We start from the raw sequence: 20,137 nt of genomic DNA, 5'->3' as shown, positions 1-20,137 counted from the left end.
AGCTTCCCCAACCACCCATGGTGCCAATAGCGTTGTTTGGCGGTATCCGATGCTGGGTTTTACCTAACCTTGTGCCGTGTAGCTACCAAATCCAACTCGCTTATTTCCCGATTTTTCCAGGGTGGCACCGCGGAGAGCGGGGTAATTACTCCCGGACTGTCGCCGACAGGAGGTCGGCGTCAAGCCCCCAGGGAAGGGTACACGGCGTGTCCGGGAGTAATTACCCCGCTCGTAGCACTTGATCAAATCTCCATACGTTTGTACCGAAATTCACCAACTGAAGCCTCCACATCAATAGCCAATAAACACTATTTGTATTAGTGTATTAGCTGCCAAGCGCAAAGGAGTTGAAACATGAAAATCGCCGTTTACAGCACCAAACCCTATGATCGGGATTATTTAACCCGCGCAAACAAAGATCAGCACGAACTGTTGTTTCTTGAAGCCCCGTTGAAAGCCAACACCGCACTTCTGGCGCAGGACTGCGGAGCTGTGTGTTGCTTTGTTAACGACCAGTTAAATGCCGAGGTTTTGAAATTATTGGCTGATCAAGGCGTGCGCATCATCGCCCTGCGCTGCACCGGTTTTAATCAAGTGGATTTAGCCACGGCGCGAGAGCTGGGTATTACCATCGCTCGCGTGCCTGAGTATTCCCCCCACGCCATTGCCGAACACACCCTAGGCTTAATTTTAATGCTCAACCGCCACTTGCACCGAGCCCATTACCGAATTCGAGAAAACGATTATTCTCTCAATGGCCTGCTTGGTTTCGACCTGGCCGGCAAGACAGTAGCCATCGTAGGCACCGGAAAAATCGGCACCGTGTTTGCCCGCATTATGTTGGGCATGGGCTGTCGGGTGATCGCCTATGATCCCTACCCCGATGAAGCATTGGCACAACAGGGTGTTACCTACAAAGCGTTGGATGATCTCTGGCCCGAAGCGGATATTGTATCTTTGCACTGCCCCCTAACGCCGGACAACTATCATATGATCGACGACGCCGCCCTGGAACGCATGAAGCCCGGCGTTATGCTCATCAACACCGGGCGCGGAGCCTTGATCAACACCAAGGCCGTCGTCGGAGGATTGAAATCACAAAAAATCGGTTACTTAGGCCTGGACGTGTACGAAGAAGAAGCCGATTTGTTTTTTGAAGACTACTCCAACCAGCTACTTCAGGACGATGTCTTTGCACGCTTGCTAACCTTTCCCAATGTGGTCATCACCGGGCATCAGGCATTCTTTACCCACGAAGCCCTGACCACCATTGCCAAGGTCACCACTGACAATATCAGCCACTTTGAAAAGGGCAATCTTGCCCAGGTATGCCTCGTTGAATAAAAGCACTACCCCAACAAATAGACAAGAAACAGCCCCGGTTTTGCCTTCGGCCCACAGTACAGAAGCGGAGGAACTCTTTACCGAACTGCACAGCCAACCAGGCGGTCTCTCTGCGAAGGAGGCCGCTGATCGGTTAAGCCAGTGGGGCCCCAACCAGCTTGCCACCGCAGCACCCGTCCCTGCCTGGAAGCGTTGGTTACGGCAATTTCACAACCTGTTTATCTACATACTTCTGGTCAGTGCGGTGATCAGCGCTGCCCTTAGCCACTGGGTGGACGCTGGCGTCATTGCGGCGGTGGTGCTGATCAACGCCACCATTGGCTTCCTGCAAGAGGGCAAGGCAGAGCGAGCTCTACGGGCCATTTTGTCCATGAGCCGCAGCCAATGCCTGGTCGTGCGTGACGGGCATACCCGCAGCATCGACAGCAGCGCCTTGGTCCCTGGCGACGTAGTGCTCCTGCAGCCGGGCGACCGGGTACCGGCCGACCTAAGGTTATTCGATAGCAAAAACTTGCGCTGTGATGAGGCTTTGCTGACTGGCGAATCCCAAGCCAGCGACAAAGACCCAGAGCCCGTTTCCGAGGACACGCCGCTCGCCGAACGTTCCAGCATGGCCTACATGGGTACCCTGATCGCCTCAGGAAGTGGACGCGGTCTGGTCATTCATACCGGGACCCATACTGAAATTGGTGCCATCAATCAGCTGGTGCAGGGCGTCACCCTGACCGAAACACCCCTGCAGCGCCAACTGCGCACCTTCGCTGGGCAGTTGACCTTGGTGATCCTTGCACTCACTGCCGTGACCATGGCCTTAGGGTACTTGGTGCATGGCGACGATTTAGCAACGCTTTTCCAGGGCGCCATCGGTATTGCTGTGGCCGCCATTCCCGAAGGCCTGCCAGCCATTGTCACGATTACACTGGCGCTGGGCGTGGAGCGGATGGCCGGCAAACGCGCTCTGGTGCGACGCCTGCCGGCGGTGGAAGTATTGGGTTCGGTGGATGTAATCTGTTCCGATAAAACCGGCACCCTGACCGCAAACGCCATGACCGCGCGCGCCGTCGTAACCCGCTATAACCATTATTCCGTGAGCGGGGAGGGTTACGCGCCCGAAGGCACCTTAAGCAGCGATACGGGAACACCAGACGCTGACGAGGTGCTGAACGCCGCTTGCCGTATCGCCCTGCTCTGCAACGATGCCAACATCACCCAGGACGACGGTGAATGGCACTTGCACGGCGACCCGACCGAGGGTGCACTCCATGTGCTGGCGCTCAAGCACGGCTTAGGTCAGCACAGCACCGGCCGCGATTGGCCACGTTTGGACACACTGCCGTTTGAAACCGAAAAGCGCTACATGGCCAGCCTACACGCGCACCCCTCCGGCAGCCGGGAAGTGGCCATCAAGGGTGCGCCCGACCGCTTGCTGAGCTTGTGTGATAAGCAACTGGGCCCCAGCGGACCCGAGCCCTTGGATAAAGATTATTGGCAGGCGCAGAACGATGAGCTAGCCCTTCACGGCATGCGCGTCATGGCCCTGGCCAGTAAGCCGGCCCATGAGGACCAGCACCAGGTTGACCACAGCCATATGGAAGAAGGCTTGATCATGGTCGCGCTAGTGGGAATCAGTGATCCACCTCGACCCGAGGCCATTGAAGCCATAGCCCAATGCCATAGCGCGGGGGTTCGGGTACTGATGATCACTGGAGACAATCCGGTCACCGCCGCCGCTATTGGCCGGGAATTGGGGCTGAATTCAAAACGCGTCATGACCGGCGCGGAGCTGGATCAGCTCAGTCCCGAGGAGCGGCAAGAAGCCGCCGAAGGCGTAGATATCTTTGCCCGTACCAGCCCACTCAATAAACTGCAGTTGGTGGAAGCCCTACAAGCGCGCCGCCACACAGTGGCCATGACCGGAGATGGCGTCAACGACGCACCGGCGTTGCGCAGTGCCGACATTGGCGTTGCCATGGGCCAAAAGGGCACTGACGCCGCCAAAGAGGCCTCGGACTTTGTACTGACCGATGACAACTTTGCCACCATTGTCAGCGCCGTGTCAGAAGGCCGCACCATTTACGATAACATTGTTAAAGCCATCGTCTTTATTTTGCCCACCAACCTGGCTCAAGCCAGTGTCATTGTGTTGGCGATTTTATTCGGTTGGCTGTTGCCTATCACTCCGGCGCAAATACTTTGGGTCAACATGGTCACCGCCGTCACCCTCGCGCTGGCCATCGCCTTTGAACGCAGTGAGGCGAATGTTATGCGGCGCCCGCCCCGGCCTTACGGTCAGGGGCTGATCACGGTCAGCCTACTGTATCGAATACTGTTTGTGGGCGGTGTGGGTGCAGCAACTGTGTTCGCCCTGTTCGGTTGGCGCGCGGAGCAAGCCAGCCTGGAGGAAGCCCGCGCACTGGCAGTGAACGCGTTGGTACTGTTTGAAATTTTTTATCTGCTGAGCGCCCGCACATTGAACGACGCGCTCTGGCACAAGCGATATTGGCAGGGCGTCATGCCCAGCTTGTGCGCCATTGCGCTGGTATTGGTACTGCAGCTGGGCTTTACTTATTGGCCGCTCAGTCAGCAGGTTTTTGAAGTAGCGGCTTTGCCCGCCAGCGATTGGCTCCTGATGATTATTGTCACCAGCCCGATTCTGCTGTTGATGGAGTTTGAAAAAGCACTTACTCGCCGCCACCGATTAAAAAAATGAGAAAATGCGCTCTGAGCGGCCTCGATTTTGAATCGGCCGCCGACCGTTAATTAATGTAAAGTCAATCTTTGCCCGCTCGCTTCGACTCCTGTTAGCCTTGCCTAGTCTTCCTCAGTGTTGTTGTGCACACAACGCTTGCGCCTCTAAGCCGAGAGGTTGTTTAAGCGCTTTTGAAACATTTAACGACAGGAGCGAATCATGACCAAGGTACTAGTTCTGTATTACAGTATGTACGGCCACGTAGAAACCATGGCCAAAGCCGTAGCCGAAGGCGCGCGCCAAGTCGACGGAGTGGAAGTGACGTTGAAGCGTGTGCCAGAAATTATGCCTGAAGACGTGGCCAAAAAAGCGGGCGCAAAATTGGACCAAGAAGCACCTGAGGCCACCACCGCTGAATTGTCTGACTACGATGCCATTATTTTTGGCACCCCCACCCGCTTCGGCAATATGTGCGCGCAAATGCGCAACTTCCTGGACCAAACCGGCGGGCATTGGATGAACGGCACGTTGGTCGGTAAAGTGGGTAGCGTATTTACTTCTACCGCGACCCAGCACGGCGGCCAGGAAACCACAGTGACGTCTTTTCACACCACCTTACTGCATCAGGGCATGATCATTGTGGGTGTGCCTTATTCCTGTCAGGCACTGACTGACATGACTGAAATCATGGGCGGATCACCCTACGGGGCCGCGACTATGGCTGCAGGTGACGGCTCGCGCCAACCGAGCGAGAACGAGCTCACCATCGCCCGCTTCCAAGGCGAGCATGTGGCCAAAATAGCGCAAAAACAAAGCGCTCACTAATGTAAGCGGGTAAAGGTGAAGGGTACCCTTAACGGGTCTGCACCCGGCTGCCCTCGCCTATATCTTGTCCGGGGTGCAGCACCACTCGCTCGCCTTCGGACAACCCTGAACGCACTTCTGCCATTAGCCCCGAGCGTCGGCCTGGCGTTACAGAGCGGTGGCGGGCTCGGCCATTTTCAATCACAAAAACGCCCCAGGCATCCCCCTCTCGAAACAGCGCACTGGCGGGAATCTGGAGCACATCGCTGCCCTCCCAAAGAATAAAGCGCGCCTCTACCCGGTAGCCATCCCCCAGGTGTTGCCAGTGTTCACGTCGGGTATCAAAGTCGACGATCACCCACACTCGTTGCTCCTCCACCCCAAGGGCGGAAAAACGAGTAAAACCCGAGGGCTCCACCCGGCGAACGCGACCCGGTAGGTTTTCCTCACCGCCCCAGCGTTCAATCTCAACGCGCATACCCGGGCGCAATCGAACCGCATCCGGCGACAGGACATCCACTTCCACTTCCAAACTGGCCAAGTCACCGAGAGTCAGAATCGGTTCTCCCGCCTGCACCATGCCCTCGCTTTGACGCTCGCGGGTTAGCACCACTCCGCCTACCGGCGCATTCACTGGAATGGGATTCTGGCCCTGTTCGCCGCCGACAATGGCGACGCTGGCACGAGCGCTATCGCGTTCGTAGCGGGCTACATCGACGCCAAAACGAGCTGAACGTAAACTCGCGGCCGCGCGCCGTGCTTCCGCTTGCGCCCGATCAAGACTCTCCCGGGGCATGTGCCCCTCCGTTACCAAGCGCTCAATACGCTCCAACTCTGCCTCCGCCAATTCCGCGCGTGCCTGCTCCGCCTCCACCAGGGTGCGCGCCGCATCCAACGCCGATTCCGCGCGCGCCAGAGCCGCCTCTGCTTGGCTGCGGCTGCGCGCATCCAGGGGCACGGCGGGAGCGGGGTTGATTCTGAACAGCTCCGCCCCTTGTGCCAGCTCATCCCCCGGTTCCAGTTGTACACGGCTCAAGTAACCGGCCACTGGCGCTGATACCTGGTAACGATTCGGCAAACGCGTGCGCCCCTCTTCTTCCACGACTTGTTGGAAGTGCCCTCGCTCAACAACGGCGCTATCCACCAGCGCGGCGGGTGCCCGAAAACTGTAGGCAATGACAATCACCACGGCAGCTCCCACTGCGGTTAGTATTAAGGTGCGTTTCTTGGGCATGTGCATAATCGTGTCCTATTCCGCGGCTTTCAGGGCCGAAACCATATCCAATTTTGCCAAGGAGCGGCCAATGATCAGGGCCGACAAGAACGTAGCCGTCAGTACCACGAGCGCTCCCGTTGCGTAGGTTTGCGGGGTAATCACCAGCGGAATGCGGTACAGATCGGTCTGCATGCCCCAGGTGAGTAGCCAACTTAAACCAATGCCCAGCGCGAAGCCCACCGGCATGGCAATAAACGTCAGTAGCAGCAATTCTCCCAGCAAAATAAAAGAAACTTCCGCGCGGGTAAAACCCAGTACCCGCAAACTGGCCAGCTCCCGCCCCCGCTCCGCAAAGGCAATGCGAGCATTGTTGTACACCACGGCAAAGGCGATGGAGCCGGCCATTACCATGCTGAACAAGGTAAACATCAATACCGTTTCATCCATCGCCTCGTTAAAAGCGGTGATCACGTTCTCGCGAAAATTAACCCCGGCGATACGCGGAATGTTTTCCAGGCGCCGGTTCAGCTCGCTCTGGTGTTCCGGCTCAATGGCGAGAAAGGCACCGCTGATGGTGTCATCCTCTCGTAGCAGGCGAGTTAAGGTATCCCGGTGCATATAGGCGCCCACACCGATGAATTCGGTCACCAGACCGGCAACCGGGATATTCAGTTCGGGTCGTCGACCTTCTTGAACACTCACTTGTAAAATATCGCCGGGCTCTATGCCAAGCATACGTGCCAAATGGTCGGTGAGAAGCACCCCCTCACGCGGCATTTCGATGGGTTGGAGTTCGGCATCCAGCACGGTGAACAGCTGGCTCTCCGGCACATAGCCCTGGACGGCTCCGCGGTATTCTCTGTGTCCATAACGAAGTATGGCGGGGGCAGTGCGGAAACCTTCGGCGTAACGAACTCCAGGCAAGGCACGCAGTTCGTGAATGGTCCGGCCTGCTGCGGGTTCATTAAAGGTAACGGTGATATCCTGCTTTTGCGCCAAGCGAAACTGCACATCGAGCATATAAGACACAGAGCCCCTCATAAACCCGGTGAGCATCACCAACGCTACCGCCAAACCGATACCTAGTATGGACATCCCCGCCTTTACTGGCTGCCGTTCCAGGTTGCGCAAAATAATCCGGCTCGGCTGACTCAGCCAGGTGATACCCATGCGCTCAACCAGAGTGCGCCGGAAGTTCGCTGGCGGCTCGGGGCGCATGGCTTCTGCTGGAGGCAGGCTGAAGGCTCGATACACCGCACTCAGGGTGCCCACTAAAGTGGCCCCACCGGCAATAACGATCGCCGCTAGCGCCACACCGGGTCGCACGCTGAACTCTAGCCAGGGAAAGCGGAAAAACTCTTGATAAATGCCCGCCAACCCACTGGCTATCCAGACTCCAAGAAACACGCCAATCGCAGAGCCTATAAGTACCACCACCAGAACCAACGCTGAGTAGTGGCTGGCAATGGCGAAGCTGTTGTAACCAAAGGCTTTTAATACGGCAATTTGTTCACGCTGAGTTCGGATCAAACGCGCCGCCACCACATTGAGCAAAAATGCCGCCACGCCGATAAAAATCAACGGCAGAAACAGCGCCATGGTTTCCAACTGCGTCAGCTCCTCCTCCAAATAACGGTGGGACAACTGGTCGTCGCGGCCGTAGGCTCCGAGCCCGCCCCACGGGGCGAGTATGTTGTCCAAACCGGCAATGACACTTTCGGCGCTGTAACCGGGAGACAAGGTCAGACTCAGATTATTAAAAGCGCCATCCATGTTGAACGCCGCTTCCACGGCGCTGCGATTCATCCATAAGATCCCGTAGCGGGAAAAGTCCGGCATGATATCGCCGGGACGAATTTGATAAATAAACTCCGGAGACAACGCCACGCCACTAACCAGCAATTGTTGATAGCGACCATTGATAACCACCGACAGTCGATCACCCGGTTGTAACTCATGAGCTTCGGCAAAAGCCTCACTCACCAACACCTGATCCGTTCGGTGTGCATCGGGCAGTTGCCCGCTGCGCAAGAATAGGCGGTTCAACTGCGGTTGTTGTCCGTCAGGAATGGACAGCACCAGCCCGGTGATTGGCTGATCGAAATCCTCCATTTGGATATTCACCGGTGCTTGCACGCGAGTTTCCAAAGTAGCGACACCCGGCACCTCGCGCAGCCTTTCGGCGAGCGACTCGGGAGCGCGCTTGAGATTGGCAAACACATGCGCAAAGCGCTGATTTTGGTAGACGCTTTCCTGGCTCGCCCGCAGCGCATCGAGCGAAGTAAACGACATCACAAACATGGCTACGCCGATGGCGATCACTGACGCAATCGCCCCGCCCTGGCCCTTCAAGGTCCAGAGGTTGCGCCACAGTTTGATGTGCAGAGTACGCATTACCAATGCAACTGATCGGTAGTGACGGGATTGGGGTTATCGATCACCTCACTCACGCGTCCATCGCTTAAACGGATGGTGCGATTGGCGATATCAGAAATTACCGCGTTATGAGTGATCACTGCCGTGGTGGTGCCCAAGCGGCGGTTGATATCCAGCAGCACTTCCAGCACCTTGATTCCAGTTTTGGAATCCAAAGCGCCGGTGGGTTCGTCACAGAGCAGTACTTCGGGTTTTTTGGCGATGGCGCGGGCGATGGCGACCCGCTGCTGCTCACCGCCGGACATTTGTGCCGGGAAGTGATCCATGCGCTCCGTTAAGCTCACCAGCTCCAGGGCTTCCTCAGGGGTCATGGGGTCGCGTGCAATGTCGGTCACTATGGCGACATTTTCGCGTGCGGTCAGGCTGGGAATGAGATTGTAGAACTGAAAGACAAAACCGACGTGGTAACGACGAAAATCCGTGAGCACTTTTTCGCTGGCGTGGCTGAGGTCTTTGCCGCGATACCAGACTTCCCCGCTGGTGCCCGCATCCAGGCCACCGAGTATATTCAGTAAGGTCGACTTACCGCTACCCGAGGCCCCCAACAACACCACGAACTCGCCGGGGTACAGGTCCATGTCCACGCCGCGTAAGGCATGGATTTCGACTTCTCCCATACGAAAAACCCGGGTCAGGCCCCGGGTGTGAAAAACGGCTTGCGCGGTTTCTGTCCCGACCATGGCACACTCGCTAACGCACTGGTTTGAATGAACAGACTACAGTATCGCGCGGTCAAAACCTTGTGCCAAATCAAAACGAAGTCAGCGCGCGTCTGACTTCATCCATAAATAGCACGTCCGTTTGCGGGTATTAAGAGGATTTTTTCAAAGACAGGCGCGGTCGCGTTGGTTTGTCACTGCGCTCGGCAAACAGCTTGGCTTGAGCCTCTGCCTCCTGTTGAGCGCGGCTTTTGACTCTCGGGCCTGAGCGGACGGCGGGCCCGGAGGCAGCGGCCAGGGCGGCCATACCCTCGCGCAGGAGGCTCGCCTGCTCAGCCACGCTCAAATGATTGGGTGGATTGCCGGGGGCCACGGCGGACGGATCTTTGGGGTCTCCTTCCACCTGAAGACTGAAGCCGGTACGGTGCAGAGCCCGGCCCTCGGCCAAATTGATTTCCCACCCGTCAAAACTGCTTGGTTGCATAGTAATACTCGCTGCGATGATTAATTGTTGGCCTTAGCCTCGGCCGGCAATCTTCTGTCTGGCCGGAGGCGGCGCACCCAAATGTACTTGATTGCGTTGCCGAGCCAACTCCATCTGTTTTTGGCGCTCGCGAAAACGCGTTTTTTGATCTTCCGTCAAGGTGTCATAACAGCGGGGGCAGCTGACGCCTTTCATGTAAAATTCGGACTGCTTATCAGCCTCGGTGATAGGATGCCGGCAGCCGTGGCACTGATCGTAGGAGCCTTGCTCAAGATCGTGATTCACCGCTACGCGGTTGTCGAACACAAAGCACTCACCGCGCCACAGGCTCTGCTCTTTGGGCACCTCCTCCAAATACTTCAGGATTCCCCCCTGAAGGTGATACACCTCATCAAAACCTTGTTGCTTCAAGTACGCCGTAGCTTTCTCACAGCGAATGCCGCCAGTGCAGAACATGGCGACCTTCTTGTGTTTGCTTGGGTCCAGGTTCTGTTCCACGTACTCGGGAAACTCCCGAAAAGTTTCAGTTTGTGGATCGAGTGCCCGCTCGAAGGAGCCGATGGCGTATTCGTAGTGATTGCGCGTGTCCACCACCACTACATCCGGGTCGCTGATCAATTGATTCCAATCTTGCGGTGCTACGTAGGTGCCCACCACATGGCGCGGGTCTATGCCCTCCACCCCCATGGTAACGATTTCGCGTTTCAGCTTAACCTTCATGCGATAGAACGGCATATCTTCGTGTAGGGCTTCTTTGTGCTCCACATCCGCCAAGCGAGGGTCGGACCGCAAGTAGTCCAGTAAGCCATCAATGCCTTCGCGGCTGCCTGCTACGGTGCCATTGATGCCCTCCTCGGCCAGCAACAAGGTGCCCTTGAGACCGAGCCTCTCACACTGCTGTTTCAAAGGGTCGCTCAACTGCTGGTAGTCTGGCAGGGACGCAAATTTGTACAGGGCAGCAACAACAATACTCATGGGATCATAAACCTGGATACGACGCGAAAGCGGGCATTATAAACGTTTTCAGAGCCCGTGCAGACCAGCTCGCAGTCACGAACGGCGACCACCGCCGAGGCACTGGGGCGACTCGGGTACTGACATGGGGCCGGACCACTCGTCCGGGCTGTAAGTGTGCAGGGCTAGGGCGTGGACACCGCCGTTTAGCTCCTCGGCCAAAAGCGCATAAATGGCTTGATGCCGCTGAACCTGGCGCTTGCCACTGAAGGCCGCACTCACCAGCACAACCTTGAAATGGCTCTCCGAGCCCGGGGGCACATTGTGTTGGCTGCTCTCGTTCACCACCTCGAGATGCAAGGGTTCGAATTCAGCGGTCAACTTGGCTTGTATCTGGCTTTCCACAGGGTTCATGGCTTCTCTCAAATCGTAGAAATAGCTTCCCAAGCACCGATTTTAGGCTTCAGAAGGAAAATTAAGCGGCATTTTATCAATAAACGGCTAAACTGTAGTGATCTGGCGCTCAACGCAAGGAATCTCACCACTGGACGATACTTTGGACATTGGGTACCAAGAGCATGCCTCGTAAAATCTTTATGGATCGTCGCCGCAGCGGCGATCGGCGCCTGGATCGCGACCCCTGCAAAAACATGCCGCTGGATCTCTATCATCGTAAAAGACGCAAATCCACTGACCGGCGCGCGCCTAATCGCTCCCTGGAGCAGGATTACTTTGCCTATGTGGCCGATGACGGGGACACGCCCTCATCCCACTGAATCCAAGGCCAGCAAGACTTTAGAGGCCAGCGGGTAGACAGGATACTGGCGAAAGAAGGCTTCCAGGTCAAAGTCCTCCAATACCCGTTCACTGTAATTCCGATGGCGAGTACGGGCCGCGTCGTAGCCCTGGAATTGCAGCTGTTGCAAACAAGATGCACACACCCGTTTAGGCCAAGTGTCTGTGTCGGGTAGGCGGGTTCCCAGTCCCAAGCGCTGCTCTGGCCGCTCCCGACGTAATTTCTGCAAGGTGCGACAGTAGGCTAGATGATAGATCTGCGCCTCCGGGTCCGTACCGGCAACTTGCACCCAGAGCAAAACCCGGCTGTTTTTGTAGGCCAGCGTGTAGTCATGCAAGCAGCGCAATACGCTCCACCCTGCCTCTATACCACCCGCCAGGCGCACCCGTTCATCAGCGGTCAGGTGCAGGCGCGGATCAAAGAACTCGAAGGCGCCCAGGCGTTCAGCCCCCATGCGGCTACGCACGCGATTAAAGTCTTCGAAGCCTAGAAAGTCCGGCAGTTCCACGTTAGGGCCTGTTCACACTAATGCAATCGTCACTGTTGTGACTAAAATACCACCAATCTAGTGATGCGGCACTCCGACGCAAGGAGCGCGGTTTGGTAGCCCCAAATGAGCGACGAGCAACGACGAGTGGTGGCTTTTTAGGCACAACCCGAAGGGCTGGGGCCATTTTTCCACCCAGCTGCGTTATCAGTCGTTTATGTAGACTCACTACACGACACTCCTTCTTGCCCGGACGGCGTTCCGCTTGCTGGGCTAAAAAAATGGCCTCCAGCAGTGATGATTGAATTAGTGTGAACAGGCCCTACTGCCCCTGCAACAATGTTTCGATCCGGGATTCGGCGTCTGTGCGCAACCGAAACTCCACCCGGCGCGAACGCGCCGGATCCTCCGCCCCATCCACGATAACGGGCTGTGAGGACGAAAGGCCATTGGCCGTCAGGTGCGCTTTCAGCCAATCCCGCTCGTCGTGCACCTCCGGCAACCGCAATAGATGCTCTACGGTCGTTCGAGTTCGGGCCTGGGATAGGTCCATATTGCGAATGTACGCCACTTCCGGCGGTTCGTTACCCCAGTCGCTGGAGGTGTGGCCCTCGATGCGCACTTCCAGAATATCGTCCCGATAGGTCGGCGAGGTGATGATATTCACGTAGCGGGGGAAAAAATCGTCGAGAATGTCCGTAAAGCCCGGGCGCAAATTGTGATCACCTTGGGCGAAGAGCACGTCGGTATTGTAAAAACTCAAGCTGAGATCCGGGTTTAACTCCGCCCCCCATTCAGGCAAGTCTGGGCCGAACTCCTCGAGCAGATCCTCATAAAGTTGAGTGCGCAAGCGATCATAGAGCACGGCCACGTCGCGCATCTTACGGCTCTCGATCTCCAGCTGCACCATGTAAACCACGGCGATGAGCAGGAACACCATCATCAGGCCGCCCATCAAGTCACTGACGGAAACCCAGTGTTCCTCATGCTCTACTTCGCTGCGTATTTCAGGAGCGAACGGATTTTTTAGCGCGGGCTTTTTGCTCATGAGTACCGTCAGTGGCGGCCGGCGCTGCGGCAGCGGCCAATTGAACCAGATCGCGTAATTTGTCGGTCAAAGGTGCGTAGTCGTTAACGAATTTCTCGGACAGCGACGTCAGTTGATAGCCAAAGGTGGTGAGCGCTTTGGTCAGCTCGGCTTCCAGCGCTTTGTCCAGCTCTTCTACCTGTGTGCCGGTACGGGTGACCATGGCCGATACCTGCTCCTGCAGGCCCTTTTGCGTGCTGTCGAGACTGTCCGCCAGGTTCTTGCTCACCTGCGCTGAGGTATCCCGCAACGCCGCCGAGGCTTCGTTTAGCACTTGGCTCAACTGCTCCTGATTGCGGGTGACGCTTTCCGCCAATTGGTGCGTCAGCGCATCCACCCGCCCTTCCAACGAGGGTAAGCCCTCGGCCGCTTTGTCGGCGACGGTGGCCAGTTGAGAAAGGTAACGGTCCAGCCCTTCGGACTGAGTTTGCAGGGCTTCCATCATGGAACCCATGGATTCGGACACCCGGTTGAATATCTCCGAGTGGGTGACCACTTTTTCGTAGGCTTGGGCGGCGCGGTCCAGCAGCTCGCCATTGGATTGCTGAGTCACCAGCAGTTCCTGCAATTCGGTTTTGTAGTTTTGCTGCCAAATGAGCATGTTGCCCACAGCTTCGTTCAACTCTTTGAAGTTTTCGCCGTATTGGGTGTTGATCTGGGTATTGAAATCGCGCATGACCGTTTCCAGAGCACTGATCAGTGCACGGGTGTTGGCCTCGGTCATATCCGCCTGATAACGCTCCAGGGAAGCACGCAGCTGCTCGCCTTCGCGATGCTGCTGAGTCTGTAAATCATCCAGCGCGGTGCGCAAACCGCCAGCGCTTGGGTCGCCGAGTGATGCGCGGATATCGCCCAGCAAATTCGCCAAATCGTCGATGGTGGCCGACTCATACTGAGCGCCCACCCGCACCTGACGCATGGTAGTCAGCAAGTGGCGAAACTTCACCGCCAAGGCTCCCAGCAACCCGGCTATGGAGGTCCAGAATGCCGTCTGCAGGCCAACAATCAATGCCGGGACACTGGCCTGAATATTGTCGGTATCAAACTCCAACAGACCCAGCGCCACCCCCAAGAAGGTGCCAAAAATACCGGTGCTGGTGAGAATGGTCGGCGAGTGTGCGGCACTTTGGTGGGAATACCCTGGACCAATAAAATACAGGGTCATCATTCCGATCAGCGCCAACAATACCAGCGTGAGCGGAGAAAAGTTGAGGATAAATTCCATAAAAGGCAGCGGATCCAGTTAAACGGCTCCGAAAGTGTAGCCTATATACGCGGGGTGGCGCCAGAAAATGCCCTGGGAGCCCGCGGCGCGCACAACATCAGCTCTCATCGGAGCCACAGAGCAATGCCTTAGCCCACCACGCCGCCTGGGGGATGAAAGTCGCCTGGACTCACCCAAAACGATCTACGGCTACGATTCCCCACACCAATGCCAACAAAACCAGACTGACTAACACCAGAGCAGAGCCAATATCCTTGGCCCTCCCGGATAGCTCATGCCGCTCCGGCCCTGTACGGTCTACAGTCGCCTCAATGGCGGTATTCATCAACTCAGCCATTAGAACCCAAACCACTGAACTGATCAGCAAAATTAACTCAATGTGGTCACGTGCCAACCAAAAAGCTCCAGGCACCAACACCACGGCCAAGGCGACTTCCTGACGAAATGCCGCTTCAAAGCGCCAAGCGGCATTGAACCCCTTTAGGGAATACCCAAAGGCATCCACTATCCGAACCCATCCTGTTTTTCCTGGCTTGTTCATGTTCATGGGGCTAGGCAGCTCCTATGGCTAGTAGTTTCCGTTTTATGCAGTTGATCTTTCCCCAGTTTCGGAAGGAAGGACACGGTACGCCTCGTCGGCTCCATGCCCCGAGAGTCTCAAAACGCCGAGCATCCCCTCCTACAGGCGCCAAAGTAACAGACTCGAAGCAAAAAACCTTCGTTGTCATACAAAGTTCATGTACTGGTGCTTTACTGACCTCGCGTTTAATCAAGAGGGCACGTCAAGATGAACACTCTCCTTCAGCGCGTTCACCAGTGGGACACCTGGGCTTTTTTATGGCTGCACGTCACCCGTAACATTGGCTACCGCAAGTCCATACGTTGGATTTCTCACAGCGGTGATGGTTATTGCTATGCACTCATAGCGCTGGGTTTGTTCTGGTTTGAACCCGTGCATGGGCAGACCCTATTCACCATCGGAATGACCGCTTACATTTTTGAAGTCAGCACTTACCTAGTGGTAAAAAATCGAGTGAGGCGCCAGCGCCCAGCAGTAAAACTTGAGTTTTACGAGGCCTGGATCAAGCCATCGGATCAATTCAGTTTTCCCTCGGGTCATACGGCAGCGGCGTTTCTGTTTGCCTTTTTAATCACACAGTTCTATCCGGTATTTGCCCTGCCCGTTTACGGTTGGGCAACCATGGTAGGCGCCAGCCGCGTGCTGCTGGGTGTGCACTACCCAAGTGATATAGCAGCAGGCGCGATTCTCGGCACGGTATGCGCTGTGGGCGCACTGTACGCCTACCCGCTCTGGTGGCCAATGGTGGAAGCCCTATGAAAATACTTTATGGCGTTCAGGGTACAGGCAACGGCCACATTACGCGGGCTCGGGTAATGGCTCGTGCCCTGGCACAAGTAGGTGCAGAGGTTGACTGGGTTTTTTCCGGCCGGGCTCGGGAAGACTTATTTGATATGGCGGCGTTTGGGGACTTTCGCTTGTATAAAGGGTTAACCTTCTCGGTTAAACGCAGCCGCATTCAATACGTCAAAACACTTTTACAGAGCGACCTTCGGAGCTTGCGTCGGGAGATAAATTCACTGGACGTGGAAGGCTACGATCTGATCATCAACGATTTTGAACCAGTCTCTGCTTGGGCGGCAGGAAAGGCAAAAAAAGAAGTGATTGGCATCTCACACCAGAACGCCTTCCTCTACGATATTCCGAAGCGGGGCGACAATTTCCTCACGGCTTGGTTTATGCGTTACTTTGCCCCTGTTACCTTGCCCATTGGATTACATTGGCATCACTTTAATCAGCCCATTTTGCCGCCGCTGGTGGAGCCATCCCCCTTTCCGAATCAGCCTCGTTTCAATCAGTATTTAGTGTATCTTCCATTTTCCGAACCAGAAGACATCGTTCGTCAGCTGAAACGTTTTCCACAGTATAAATTCTTCGTTTACCAGAAAATTTCAGCACCTCAGGACCACGACCATATCCATTTACGGCCTTTTTCCCGCGATGGCTTTCAAAAGGACTTGCATCAGTGCGAAGGAGTCATCTGCAGCGCCGGTTTTGAGCTGTTGAGCGAAGCTATTCAGCTGGGCAAAAAACTATTGGTCTGCCCCTTGGCTGGACAGATGGAACAATACTCCAACGCCCTCGCGTTACATCAACTCGGATACGGATCTGTGGCGACACGCCTCGACAACAAAACCATAGCCGCTTGGCTGCCTTTGCCCCGCCCTAAACAGGTTCTCTTCCCCGACGTCGCCACGGAATTGGCCGCCTGGTTGATCACTGGCAACCGGGATTTACCGGCACTGAGTCGAAAACTATGGGAGGGAATGTCGAAGCTGGAGCGCTCGTCCGCCTTTGGGGGGCTGATCAGTAGTCAATGTGGGAACGGTTTTTCTTAATGGCACCACGCCGCGCTTTTTGCTCCATGCGACGTCGCTTGGCATTTAGGCTAGGCCGAGTGGCTTTGCGGGGCTTTTGCTGAACCCGGCACTGCAGCACCAATTCACGCAGTCGCTCCAGGGCGTCCAAACGGTTTTTCTCACGTGTACGGTGACGTTGCGCCTTGATCACCACGACTCCATCGTCGGTGATACGGCTGTCACTTAAGGCGAGAAGCCGGGATTTACAATCCTCCGGGAGGGACGAGGCGTGAATATCAAAACGCAGGTGCACAGCACTGGAGACCTTGTTGACATTCTGGCCACCGGCGCCTTGTGCCCGAATGGCATTAAGATCAATTTCCGTTAACGGAATGGCGAGGGAAGGATCAATACGTAACATGGGGGTCAGGGGGTCACTAAGTGTACCGGCGCGCGCTCATCCAAAAGCACAGGCTGTAAACGGGGGTCATAGCGGGTTTGGTGGGCGCGCCAACGGACCAACAGGCCGCCAGCGAGCAGGCCCAGCAGGCCGCCAAGCGCACTTAAGCCCTCGTGCGCAAACACACTGTGGGCAAGCCCACTGAGCAGAATCATCGACAACAGGGGTAAGAGATAAACGAAGAGCGAGCCTTTGACCACCACCTCTTCCGGCACACCCAGCTGGATCTCTTCCCCCAACTGGTAGTCATCGGGATTGCGGCCCTCGAGCAAGACCCACAGGTAACTGGTGTGCCCGGACAGTTTTGCCATCAAGCTCTGTCCACACCCTTTTTCGGCCGCGCAGCTGCCACAGGTGGAGCGCTGAATCGTCTCCACCCATAAGCCTTCTGCTTCTATAGCCACTATTCGGCCGGTCTCAGCAATCATTTTTGCCTCAGTCCTGTTTCCCTCGGTCCTGTTTACCAGGGTCCTGTTTACCAGGGTCCTGTTTGCCTGGATCCTGGGAGTTTAGCGTGCGGCCCCGCTTTGGCCGGTGGTGCGGGCATCGGCAGCGCGAGGCCTCAAGCTCTGGGCCAGCTGCTCTGCTACGGCGGAAGGTACCTCACCCACCACCGTGAGGCGGTAGTCCTGCCGACCATCGGAGACGGCGCCCATGTAAGCGGTGGTGGCACCGCGCTGGGCGCGGCCTTCGATTAAAAATTGATCGCCCCGGGGCTGAATAAATATGGAGAAGGTCGCCAGGCCATCAGTATACATGAGCATATGAGTGCGGTTGTTAACTTGCCTTTCGCCGGAAAACTCAAATCCGGGCGGCAACCACTGGAATGTCCAATCCCTGGGGCCAGCTGTCATCCCCTCGGCGCAATCCCCATCATCGGCACTGGCTTGGGACTGTAACTCTTCCCGAATTTCGGGCTCCAAAGACGCCACATCCGGAGACAAGGTAAAGTCTATGAACTGAAAACGCTCGACCATTCGCTGCTGCTCATCCAACAGCAGGGATTTCAGCAACATGCCCGTTTCCCGATCCAGGCTTACGACGTAGCCGTAGCGCATTTGATCCCGAGGGATGATCTGAACCACTTGAGCATCCCGCCCGGCGACGCGCTCCCGCCCTTGAAGGACCAACCGATAGTATTGATCAATTTCCGCACCGCCACTGGTAAGACGAGCCAATCGATTCTGAAATAAGGTACCGCCCAGGCGAGAACAGGCACTGGTGGGGACATGGCGAACGATCTGCCGCGCCGGGCCGCTCAGGTGTTCGAGACGTTCGAATTCGGCGCCTTCTTCGGTCCACCGCACCACTCGAAAACTCTCCATGGAGCTGCCGTGTTCATAGGTGAAGGAGCCTTGATATGAAAGGCTATGCCCGACTTCGGACATTTTTTTGAGCAAATGGTAGGCATCACTATTGTCAGCCCAGGTAACGCTGGCGACAAGCAACAAAAATAAAAGCCCGCCCAGGCGGCGAGCTATATAGGGTATCGACATGGAGCTATCAATCTTCGTCGTCAGCGACAACCCGGGCGTACGGCAGCGCTCCGTGGTTGCTGTTCAAGGCCGCATGATCGCTATGCTCTTGAATCAGTTGGTGGAGGTGCGCCCGAATTTCATCGATGTTCACGGGTACTGATTCCTGTTGACGCGGCTCAAACAGAACCTGCCTGGCGTCACGGGATCGTGGCTCGTAACCACTTTGCGCACTGGCGGTACGCGCCACGGGCAAAGAGGGAGAGTAATACCCAGCGGGCAGAGACACGGCCGAGCGGCTAGGAGCCTCGCTTCGCGTAACCTCGCTGCTTTGGGCGGTTTGCCCGGCGGCGGCCAGTTCTGGATCGGCCAAGTGGCCCGGGAGCTGTTGCACCCCCATAATGGCTACCACCGCCACGGACGCGGCTACACCGACTCGACCCAGATTTTTCCACCACTGGCTAGCCTTGCCGGGTGCACCTTTATGGCTCACCTCGTCTTCCAGGGCTGCGCTCATCCGTGCGGCAAAATCACCGGTCTGAATCTCCGGCAGGTCATGACGCAGGGCGGCACTGATCAATTGATAGCGTGCCCAGGTGGATTTGATTTCGGGGTCGCTCTCGCTGGCCTTGAGCAAACGGTGCAGCTCTAAAGGGGAGGCTTCATTGTCCGCGAGCGCCGAGACTGACTCGGCCAGGGGATGATTATTGCTTTGCTTTGTCATCGCGAGTTCTACCTTAAATGTGCGGCTTGCGGAATGTAAAAACGTCTCGAGTCCATGAAGAATAGCCGCACTTCCTTGTCAACCTATCATCTGTCAACTTACAAAAAATCCAAAATTTGTTGCTCTTGCTACACCAACCTCAGACCCCCTTAGGGGCTGGGCTCTGGAGGCTTAGTTTGCGCACTGGCGTGCACTCCAGAATGGCTTACCCCAAAGCTTGGGGCGTCAGTAATAGTACTGACCGGGCGCGCCAAAAAAGGTTCAGCCGGAGACTAAACAATTTTTTACACTTCTTCCATCAACGGCTTTACGCAGCGATCAATCGCTTCCCGAGCGCGGAATATACGCGAACGGACGGTCCCCACGGGACAATCCATGATTGCGGCAATGTCCTCGTAGCTAAGGCCTTCCATTTCGCGCAAGGTTACAGCGGTTCTGAGATCTTCAGGCAACTCGCGGATGGCCTGATCCACCACCCCCTGTAACTCATCTCGAAGCAGGCTGTGTTCTGGAGTATCAACGTCCTTTAGAGCATCACTGCCCGCGTAAAATTCCGCATCTTCCACCTCGACATCGCTGGAAGGTGGTCGCCGGTTACGCGCTACCAGGTGATTTTTGGCCGTGTTGATAGCGATTCGATACAGCCACGTATAGAACGCACTGTCGCCACGAAAATTAGCCAGGGCTCGGTAAGCCTTAATAAACGCTTCCTGAGCAACGTCCTGGACTTCGGCGTGATCACGCACGTAGCGGCCAATAATGGCAAAAATTTTGTGCTGGTACTTAAGCACGAGCAGATCGAAGGCACGCTTGTCACCTTTCTGCACGCGTTCAACCAATTGCTGATCTGTGTCTTGCGCAGGCTGCGCTGTCATTCAAAAACCCCCAAGCACTCCGATAGGGATATCGAGGCCCACA

At 56.2% G+C, this 20,137-nt stretch carries 21 protein-coding genes; 6 read left to right on the top strand and 15 right to left on the bottom strand.

What is annotated here, in order from left to right:
* Positions 1-354 precede the first annotated feature (354 nt).
* The 3 genes from RBH33_RS01230 (at position 355) to wrbA (ending at position 4,858) form a co-directional block, all read left to right on the top strand.
* Positions 355-1,344, top strand: coding sequence for a 2-hydroxyacid dehydrogenase (locus RBH33_RS01230; RefSeq protein WP_306730297.1), 990 nt, complete (start codon positions 355-357; stop codon positions 1,342-1,344).
* Positions 1,337-4,054: a cation-translocating P-type ATPase gene (locus tag RBH33_RS01225; RefSeq protein ID WP_306730296.1), complete on the top strand. Its 2,718-nt coding sequence runs from the start codon at positions 1,337-1,339 to the stop codon at positions 4,052-4,054. The genes RBH33_RS01230 and RBH33_RS01225 overlap by 8 nt, the downstream gene beginning before the upstream one ends.
* 198 nt (positions 4,055-4,252) lie before the next feature.
* On the top strand, positions 4,253-4,858 hold the full coding sequence (gene wrbA, locus RBH33_RS01220; protein ID WP_306730295.1) for an NAD(P)H:quinone oxidoreductase: 606 nt from the start codon (positions 4,253-4,255) through the stop codon (positions 4,856-4,858).
* Between the two features lie 28 nt (positions 4,859-4,886).
* Here the strand turns inward: wrbA and RBH33_RS01215 are convergent, their stop codons facing one another.
* From RBH33_RS01215 to RBH33_RS01190, 6 genes are all read right to left on the bottom strand, one after another.
* Positions 4,887-6,077 carry an efflux RND transporter periplasmic adaptor subunit gene (locus RBH33_RS01215; protein WP_306730294.1) on the bottom strand — a complete coding sequence of 397 codons (1,191 nt, stop codon included), beginning with the start codon at positions 6,075-6,077 and terminating at the stop codon, positions 4,887-4,889.
* A 9-nt stretch (positions 6,078-6,086) separates the two neighbouring features.
* Positions 6,087-8,447, bottom strand: a complete 2,361-nt coding sequence (locus RBH33_RS01210) for an ABC transporter permease (RefSeq protein ID WP_306730293.1) — start codon at positions 8,445-8,447, stop codon at positions 6,087-6,089.
* A complete protein-coding gene (locus RBH33_RS01205; protein WP_306730292.1) occupies positions 8,447-9,169 on the bottom strand; it encodes an ABC transporter ATP-binding protein in 723 nt (240 codons plus the stop codon). Before RBH33_RS01205 ends, RBH33_RS01210 begins: the two co-directional genes overlap by 1 nt.
* A gap of 130 nt (positions 9,170-9,299) precedes the next feature.
* Entirely contained in the window at positions 9,300-9,632 is a 333-nt protein-coding gene (locus RBH33_RS01200) for a hypothetical protein (protein WP_306730291.1), read from the bottom strand.
* Between the two features lie 33 nt (positions 9,633-9,665).
* Complete coding sequence (gene trhO / locus RBH33_RS01195; RefSeq protein WP_306730290.1) at positions 9,666-10,607, bottom strand: oxygen-dependent tRNA uridine(34) hydroxylase TrhO; 942 nt, start codon at positions 10,605-10,607, stop codon at positions 9,666-9,668.
* Between the two features lie 75 nt (positions 10,608-10,682).
* Positions 10,683-11,000, bottom strand: a complete 318-nt coding sequence (locus tag RBH33_RS01190; protein WP_306730289.1) for a BolA/IbaG family iron-sulfur metabolism protein — start codon at positions 10,998-11,000, stop codon at positions 10,683-10,685.
* A 164-nt stretch (positions 11,001-11,164) separates the two neighbouring features.
* Here RBH33_RS01190 and RBH33_RS01185 point away from each other — a divergent pair, with 164 nt between their 5' ends.
* Positions 11,165-11,362 carry a hypothetical protein gene (locus RBH33_RS01185; protein WP_306730288.1) on the top strand — a complete coding sequence of 66 codons (198 nt, stop codon included), beginning with the start codon at positions 11,165-11,167 and terminating at the stop codon, positions 11,360-11,362.
* On the opposite strand, the gene RBH33_RS01180 is transcribed toward RBH33_RS01185, so the two are convergent.
* The 4 genes from RBH33_RS01180 to RBH33_RS01165 all read right to left on the bottom strand — a co-directional run bounded on the left by RBH33_RS01180 (position 11,351) and on the right by RBH33_RS01165 (position 14,728).
* Positions 11,351-11,890, bottom strand: coding sequence for a hypothetical protein (locus tag RBH33_RS01180; protein WP_306730287.1), 540 nt, complete (start codon positions 11,888-11,890; stop codon positions 11,351-11,353). The two genes, RBH33_RS01185 and RBH33_RS01180, sit on opposite strands and share 12 nt — an antisense overlap.
* Before the next feature lie 301 nt (positions 11,891-12,191).
* Positions 12,192-12,917 (bottom strand): OmpA family protein, encoded by a 726-nt coding sequence (locus RBH33_RS01175; protein ID WP_306730286.1) that lies wholly within the window; start codon positions 12,915-12,917, stop codon positions 12,192-12,194.
* Entirely contained in the window at positions 12,877-14,181 is a 1,305-nt protein-coding gene (locus tag RBH33_RS01170; RefSeq protein WP_306730285.1) for a hypothetical protein, read from the bottom strand. Before RBH33_RS01170 ends, RBH33_RS01175 begins: the two co-directional genes overlap by 41 nt.
* 169 nt (positions 14,182-14,350) lie before the next feature.
* Entirely contained in the window at positions 14,351-14,728 is a 378-nt protein-coding gene (locus RBH33_RS01165) for a diacylglycerol kinase (RefSeq protein WP_373568207.1), read from the bottom strand.
* A 240-nt stretch (positions 14,729-14,968) separates the two neighbouring features.
* Between RBH33_RS01165 and RBH33_RS01160 the strand changes: the two genes are divergently transcribed.
* Positions 14,969-15,520 (top strand): phosphatase PAP2 family protein, encoded by a 552-nt coding sequence (locus RBH33_RS01160; protein ID WP_306730284.1) that lies wholly within the window; start codon positions 14,969-14,971, stop codon positions 15,518-15,520.
* Complete coding sequence (locus RBH33_RS01155) at positions 15,517-16,599, top strand: MJ1255/VC2487 family glycosyltransferase (protein WP_306730283.1); 1,083 nt, start codon at positions 15,517-15,519, stop codon at positions 16,597-16,599. The genes RBH33_RS01160 and RBH33_RS01155 overlap by 4 nt, the downstream gene beginning before the upstream one ends.
* On the opposite strand, the gene arfB is transcribed toward RBH33_RS01155, so the two are convergent.
* From arfB to rpoE, 5 genes are all read right to left on the bottom strand, one after another.
* A complete protein-coding gene (gene arfB, locus RBH33_RS01150) occupies positions 16,568-16,981 on the bottom strand; it encodes an alternative ribosome rescue aminoacyl-tRNA hydrolase ArfB (RefSeq protein WP_306730282.1) in 414 nt (137 codons plus the stop codon). The two genes, RBH33_RS01155 and arfB, sit on opposite strands and share 32 nt — an antisense overlap.
* A 5-nt stretch (positions 16,982-16,986) precedes the next feature.
* Entirely contained in the window at positions 16,987-17,448 is a 462-nt protein-coding gene (locus tag RBH33_RS01145; protein WP_306730281.1) for a SoxR reducing system RseC family protein, read from the bottom strand.
* 81 nt (positions 17,449-17,529) lie between these two features.
* Positions 17,530-18,516 carry a MucB/RseB C-terminal domain-containing protein gene (locus tag RBH33_RS01140; protein ID WP_306730280.1) on the bottom strand — a complete coding sequence of 329 codons (987 nt, stop codon included), beginning with the start codon at positions 18,514-18,516 and terminating at the stop codon, positions 17,530-17,532.
* 7 nt (positions 18,517-18,523) lie between these two features.
* Positions 18,524-19,219, bottom strand: coding sequence for a sigma-E factor negative regulatory protein (locus tag RBH33_RS01135; protein WP_306730279.1), 696 nt, complete (start codon positions 19,217-19,219; stop codon positions 18,524-18,526).
* Between the two features lie 284 nt (positions 19,220-19,503).
* Entirely contained in the window at positions 19,504-20,094 is a 591-nt protein-coding gene (gene rpoE, locus RBH33_RS01130) for an RNA polymerase sigma factor RpoE (protein ID WP_306730278.1), read from the bottom strand.
* Positions 20,095-20,137: the final 43 nt, after the last annotated feature.

It is taken from the genome of Marinimicrobium hydrolyticum (assembly GCF_030848505.1).
Lineage (GTDB): Bacteria > Pseudomonadota > Gammaproteobacteria > Pseudomonadales > Cellvibrionaceae > JAVDDU01.
Note: the sequence above shows the minus strand (reverse complement) of the source record. Positions and strands in the feature narration are given on the sequence as shown.

Bases quoted from the DNA above. Each gene is read 5' to 3' on its own strand.
- RBH33_RS01230 (WP_306730297.1), top strand. From the start codon at position 355: ATGAAAATCGCCGTTTACAGCACCAAACCCTATGATCGGGATTATTTA.
- wrbA (WP_306730295.1), top strand. From the start codon at position 4,253: ATGACCAAGGTACTAGTTCTGTATTACAGTATGTACGGCCACGTAGAA.
- RBH33_RS01215 (WP_306730294.1), bottom strand. From the start codon at position 6,077: ATGCACATGCCCAAGAAACGCACCTTAATACTAACCGCAGTGGGAGCT.
- RBH33_RS01210 (WP_306730293.1), bottom strand. From the start codon at position 8,447: ATGCGTACTCTGCACATCAAACTGTGGCGCAACCTCTGGACCTTGAAG.
- RBH33_RS01205 (WP_306730292.1), bottom strand. From the start codon at position 9,169: ATGGTCGGGACAGAAACCGCGCAAGCCGTTTTTCACACCCGGGGCCTG.
- RBH33_RS01200 (WP_306730291.1), bottom strand. From the start codon at position 9,632: ATGCAACCAAGCAGTTTTGACGGGTGGGAAATCAATTTGGCCGAGGGC.
- trhO (WP_306730290.1), bottom strand. From the start codon at position 10,607: ATGAGTATTGTTGTTGCTGCCCTGTACAAATTTGCGTCCCTGCCAGAC.
- RBH33_RS01190 (WP_306730289.1), bottom strand. From the start codon at position 11,000: ATGAACCCTGTGGAAAGCCAGATACAAGCCAAGTTGACCGCTGAATTC.
- RBH33_RS01185 (WP_306730288.1), top strand. From the start codon at position 11,165: ATGCCTCGTAAAATCTTTATGGATCGTCGCCGCAGCGGCGATCGGCGC.
- RBH33_RS01175 (WP_306730286.1), bottom strand. From the start codon at position 12,917: ATGAGCAAAAAGCCCGCGCTAAAAAATCCGTTCGCTCCTGAAATACGC.
- RBH33_RS01170 (WP_306730285.1), bottom strand. From the start codon at position 14,181: ATGGAATTTATCCTCAACTTTTCTCCGCTCACGCTGGTATTGTTGGCG.
- RBH33_RS01165 (WP_373568207.1), bottom strand. From the start codon at position 14,728: ATGAACATGAACAAGCCAGGAAAAACAGGATGGGTTCGGATAGTGGAT.
- RBH33_RS01160 (WP_306730284.1), top strand. From the start codon at position 14,969: ATGAACACTCTCCTTCAGCGCGTTCACCAGTGGGACACCTGGGCTTTT.
- RBH33_RS01155 (WP_306730283.1), top strand. From the start codon at position 15,517: ATGAAAATACTTTATGGCGTTCAGGGTACAGGCAACGGCCACATTACG.
- arfB (WP_306730282.1), bottom strand. From the start codon at position 16,981: ATGTTACGTATTGATCCTTCCCTCGCCATTCCGTTAACGGAAATTGAT.
- RBH33_RS01145 (WP_306730281.1), bottom strand. From the start codon at position 17,448: ATGATTGCTGAGACCGGCCGAATAGTGGCTATAGAAGCAGAAGGCTTA.
- RBH33_RS01140 (WP_306730280.1), bottom strand. From the start codon at position 18,516: ATGTCGATACCCTATATAGCTCGCCGCCTGGGCGGGCTTTTATTTTTG.
- RBH33_RS01135 (WP_306730279.1), bottom strand. From the start codon at position 19,219: ATGACAAAGCAAAGCAATAATCATCCCCTGGCCGAGTCAGTCTCGGCG.
- rpoE (WP_306730278.1), bottom strand. From the start codon at position 20,094: ATGACAGCGCAGCCTGCGCAAGACACAGATCAGCAATTGGTTGAACGC.